General features: G+C 69.2%; 3 protein-coding genes and 1 pseudogene. 3 read left to right on the top strand and 1 reads right to left on the bottom strand.

Annotation, left to right across the window (positions count from 1 at the left end; genetic code table 11):
* Window positions 1–336: 336 nt before the first annotated feature.
* The 3 genes from AC2W7M_RS20280 (at window position 337) to AC2W7M_RS20270 (ending at window position 3,151) form a co-directional block, all read left to right on the top strand.
* Window positions 337–1,515: an acetyl-CoA C-acetyltransferase gene (locus AC2W7M_RS20280; protein ID WP_486134427.1), complete on the top strand. Its 1,179-nt coding sequence runs from the start codon at window positions 337–339 to the stop codon at window positions 1,513–1,515.
* A 166-nt stretch (window positions 1,516–1,681) separates the two neighbouring features.
* Window positions 1,682–2,404: an acetoacetyl-CoA reductase gene (gene phbB, locus AC2W7M_RS20275; protein WP_486134426.1), complete on the top strand. Its 723-nt coding sequence runs from the start codon at window positions 1,682–1,684 to the stop codon at window positions 2,402–2,404.
* A gap of 366 nt (window positions 2,405–2,770) precedes the next feature.
* On the top strand, window positions 2,771–3,151 hold the full coding sequence (locus AC2W7M_RS20270) for a (2Fe-2S) ferredoxin domain-containing protein (protein ID WP_486134425.1): 381 nt from the start codon (window positions 2,771–2,773) through the stop codon (window positions 3,149–3,151).
* Window positions 3,152–3,301: 150 nt separating this feature from the next.
* On the opposite strand, the pseudogene leuB reads toward AC2W7M_RS20270, so the two are convergent.
* Window positions 3,302–4,406, bottom strand: a pseudogene (gene leuB / locus AC2W7M_RS20265) (3-isopropylmalate dehydrogenase).
* Between the last annotated feature and the right edge of the window lie 136 nt (window positions 4,407–4,542).

The raw sequence follows: 4,542 nt of genomic DNA, 5'->3' as shown, positions 1-4,542 counted from the left end.
GGCGTCCTGCCCCGGCGCGGGAGCGCCGGCGCCGGCCAAACTGCGCCGCAGGGATCCGACCGGCCGGACCCGGCCCGAACGGGGCACGGCCTTCCCCTTGATGAAAAGCGAACGCGTTATCCGATACGCTCGCGGCGCCCGCCGATCCTCGGCCGAGGCGTTCTGGCGCGGCGGATCCCGGTCGCGGCCGGCGCACCGCCGGCTGGCGGATTGCCTTGACATGGGTCATTGACACATTGTCCGCGGCACAACCACTTTAAGGTCCGAACGCGGCGGCACAGCACCGTCCGCCGCGAACGGCAAGCCCGGCCCCCAAGGGCCCCAGGAGAGAGCACCATGAAGGACGACGTCGTCATCGTCAGCGCGGCGCGCACCCCGGTCGGTTCGTTCAACGGCGCGCTGGGATCGCTTCCCGCGCACGAATTGGGCGCGATCGCGATCAAGGCGGCGCTGGAGCGCGCGGGCGTGCCGGGCGAGGCCGTGAGCGAGGTGATCCTCGGCCAGGTCCTCACCGCCGCGCAGGGCCAGAATCCGGGCCGCCAGGCCTCGCTGAAGGCGGGCGTGCCGATCACCAGCCCCGCCTGGGAGGTGAACATGGTGTGCGGCTCCGGCCTGCGCACGGTGGCCCTCGGCGCCCAGGCGATCGCCAATGGCGACAGCGAGATCGTCGTCGCCGGTGGCCAGGAATCCATGAGCCAGTCGGCGCACGCGGCGCATCTGCGCAACGGCCAGCGCATGGGCGGCCTCGAATTCGTCGACACCATGATCAAGGACGGCCTGTGGGATGCCTTCAACGGCTACCACATGGGCAACACCGCCGAGAACGTGGCCAAGGAATTCCAGATCACCCGCCAGGAGCAGGACGAGTTCGCCGTCGCCTCGCAGAACAAGGCCGAGGCGGCCCAGAAGGCGGGCAAGTTCAAGGACGAGATCGTCCCCGTCACCATCGCCTCCAAGAAGGGCGACGTGGTGGTGGACCAGGACGAATACATCCGCCACGGCGCCACCATCGACGCCATGGCGAAGCTGCGCCCGGCGTTCGTCAAGGACGGTACCGTGACCGCCGCAAACGCCTCGGGCATCAATGATGGCGCCGCCGCCGTCGTGCTGATGAGCGCCGAGGCCGCCAAGGCCAAGGGCCTGAAGCCGCTGGCGCGCATCGTCTCCTGGGCGCAGGCGGGCGTCGACCCGTCGGTGATGGGCACCGGCCCGATCCCGGCCTCCAAGCTGGCGCTGGAAAAGGCCGGCTGGACCGCCGCCGACCTCGATCTGGTGGAGGCCAACGAGGCGTTCGCCGCCCAGGCCATCGCCGTCAACAAGGGCCTCGGCTGGGATACGTCGAAGGTGAACGTGAACGGCGGCGCCATCGCCATCGGCCATCCCATCGGCGCCTCCGGCGCGCGCATCCTCGTCACCCTGCTGCACGAGATGCAGAAGCGCGATGCCAAGAAGGGCCTCGCCACCTTGTGCATCGGCGGCGGCATGGGCATCGCCATGTGCCTCGAGCGCGACTGATCGCCTGCGTCCCGCACTGTTCACAGCCGCGATCGAAAGTCGCGGCTGTGCATGATCGAAACTTCAGTGCGCAGTGCTTAGACAACTTCCGGGTGCGGTCCGACCCGCCTTGGGAGGCTGTGGTTTGTCTTCAGGTCGGGCCAACAGAAGTGAGGAGGAGGAGACAATGGGGCGCGTCGCATTGGTCACGGGGGGCACACGCGGCATCGGCGAGGCGATCTCGGTGGCGCTGAAGTCGGCCGGCTACACGGTGGCGGCGAACTTCGCCGGCAATGAGGAGGCCGCCAAGGCCTTCACCGAGAAGACCGGCATCCCCGCCTTCAAGTGGGACGTGTCCGATTTCGAGGCCTGCAAGGCGGGCATCGCCAAGGTGGAAGCCGAGGTCGGCCCGGTGGAGATCCTGGTCAACAATGCCGGCATCACCCGCGACGGCCAGTTCCACAAGATGTCGCTGGAGCAGTGGAACGCGGTCATCAACACCAACCTCAACTCCGCCTTCAACATGACCCGCAACGTGATCGAGGGCATGCGCGACCGCAAGTTCGGCCGCATCGTGTGCATCTCGTCCATCAACGGGCAGAAGGGCCAGTTCGGCCAGACCAACTATTCCGCCGCCAAGGCGGGCGAGATCGGCTTCGTGAAGGCGCTCGCCCAGGAGACCGCGCGGCTCGGCATCACCGTGAACGCCATCGCCCCCGGCTACATCGCCACCGAAATGGTGAAGGCGGTGCCGGCGGAGGCGCTCGCCAAGATCGTCGCCACCATCCCGGTGGGCCGCCTCGGCGAGCCGGAGGACATCGCCCGCTGCGTGGTGTTCCTGGCCTCGGACGATGCCGGCTTCGTCACCGGCTCCACCATGACGGTGAACGGCGCCCAGTACATCACCTGAGCGCGTACTGGCATGCCGTCGCCCTCCGGCTGGACCGGAGGGCCCATCACCCCGCCGGGCACCCGGCGGGGAACCAGGGATGCTCCGGCCAAGCCGGAGCATGACGCCGGTTTGAGGCGTCGCGCCGCGCCCCTGCCGTTGACCGCTTGAGCGGAGGGCCAGACGGCCCGACCGTGTTCGCCGACGTGCCGTCGCACGGCCTGCCGGCTCCTGTCGCGTTTTGCGCCCGGCCGGGACGGGTTGTGGCATAGGCGCCACTGGGCCGATTCGGTCATCTATCTGAAACAAATGCAGAAATTCAATAATCCAGCGCGGCACGGGTCTTGAATCGTTGCGGGCATCGTCCCCGATGCTTCGCGAGCTTCCATGACCGACGCTTTGACTGCCGACGCTTTGACTGCCGATGCCGCCGACGCGGCGCTGGACCTTCCCCAGGTCTATACCCGCCACGTCTTCTGCTGCTTCACCCAGCGCCCGCCGCAGCATCCGCGCGGCTCGTGCGGCGCCAACGGCGCCCAGCCTTTGTGGGAGCGGCTCGGCAAGAAGATCGAGGCCACCGGCCGGCGCGACATCGCCATGACCGCCTCGGGCTGCCTCACCTTCTGCCAGGCGGGACCCATCATGGTGGTCTATCCCGAGGGCGTCTGGTACCAGCCGCGCACCCCGGAGGACATCGACGAGATCGTCGCCACCCATCTGGTGGGAGGCAAGCTGGTCGAGCGCCTCATCGTCGTGCCGCGGGTGTGAACAAATCCTGCCGTCGCCCTCCGGCTTGACCGGAGGGCCCATCCTGCGGCCGGGCGTGGTGCCGGGCCATGGATGCTCCGGTCAAGCCGGAGCATGACGGCGGTTGGGCGGGCGGTGCGGGAGCGCGCCGGAAAGCCGGCGCGCCGTCCCTCAGGCGCCGGCGTCGAGGGCCTCGACGATGGCGGCGCCCATCTCGGCGGTGCTGATGGTCGGCGTGCCCTTGGGGGCGATGTCGGCGGTGCGCTTGCCGGCGTCGAGCACAGCGGCGATCGCCGTCTCGATGCGGTCCGCCACCTCGCCCTTGCCCAGCGAATAGCGCAGCGCCATGGCCAGCGAGCCGATCATGGCGATCGGATTGGCGATGCCCTGGCCGGCGATGTCGGGGGCCGAGCCGTGCACCGGCTCGTACATGGCGGCGCGCTTGCCGGCCGCGTCCGCAGCGCCCAGCGAGGCGGAGGGCAGCATGCCGATGGAGCCGGTGAGCATGGCGGCGAGATCGGACAGGATGTCGCCGAACAGATTGTCGGTGACGATCACGTCATACTGCTTGGGCCAGCGCACCAGCTGCATGGCGAGGCTGTCGGCGAGCTGGTGCTCCAGCTCCACGTCGGAGTAGGCGCGGGCGTGCAGCTGCGTCACCACTTCCTTCCAGAGCACGCCGGACTTCATCACGTTGTGCTTCTCGGCCGAGGTCACCTTGTTGCGGCGGGTGCGCGCCAGCTCGAAGGCCACCGCGGCGATGCGCTCAATCTCGAAGGTGTCGTAGACCTGCGTGTCGATGGCGCGCTTCTGGCCGTTGCCGAGATCGGTGATGGTCTTGGGCTCGCCGAAATAGACGCCGCCCGTCAGCTCGCGCACGATCAGGATGTCGAGCCCCTCGACCACCTCGGGCTTCAGCGAGGAGGCCTCGGCCAGCGCCGGATAGCACAGAGCCGGGCGCAGGTTGGCGAACAGCTCCAGGTCCTTGCGCAGGCGCAGCAGGCCGGCCTCGGGGCGCACGTCATAGCCCACGTCCGCCCACTTCGGGCCGCCGACGGCGCCGAAGATCACCGCGTCGGCGGCCTTGGCGAGCGCCATGTCGGCTTCCGAGATGGAGACGCCGTGCGCGTCATAGGCGGCGCGCCACCAGCCCCTCCTCGATCGAGAAGGAGGCGAGGCCCGCCTTCTCCAGCCAGGCGATGACCCGCTTCACCTCCTCCATCACCTCGGGGCCGATGCCGTCGCCGGCGAGCAGGAGCAGCTTGTGGGTGGCCATGGCGGGTCTCCTCGTTCCTTGTGTCGATGCGGCGTCGCGCCGTTCTGGTGGGCGTCCGTCCTGAGGGCGGGGGTGGGGCGGCGCGGTCGCGCCGCCGGAAAGGCGTCCCCGGCTCTAAGGCGTCGCCGCCGCGAGC

The sequence above is a fragment of the Xanthobacter sp. BG11Y11_SDJG genome, from assembly GCF_057364445.1.
Note: the sequence above shows the minus strand (reverse complement) of the source record. Positions and strands in the feature narration are given on the sequence as shown.

Bases quoted from the DNA above. Each gene is read 5' to 3' on its own strand.
- AC2W7M_RS20280 (WP_486134427.1), top strand. From the start codon at position 337: ATGAAGGACGACGTCGTCATCGTCAGCGCGGCGCGCACCCCGGTCGGT.
- phbB (WP_486134426.1), top strand. From the start codon at position 1,682: ATGGGGCGCGTCGCATTGGTCACGGGGGGCACACGCGGCATCGGCGAG.
- AC2W7M_RS20270 (WP_486134425.1), top strand. From the start codon at position 2,771: ATGACCGACGCTTTGACTGCCGACGCTTTGACTGCCGATGCCGCCGAC.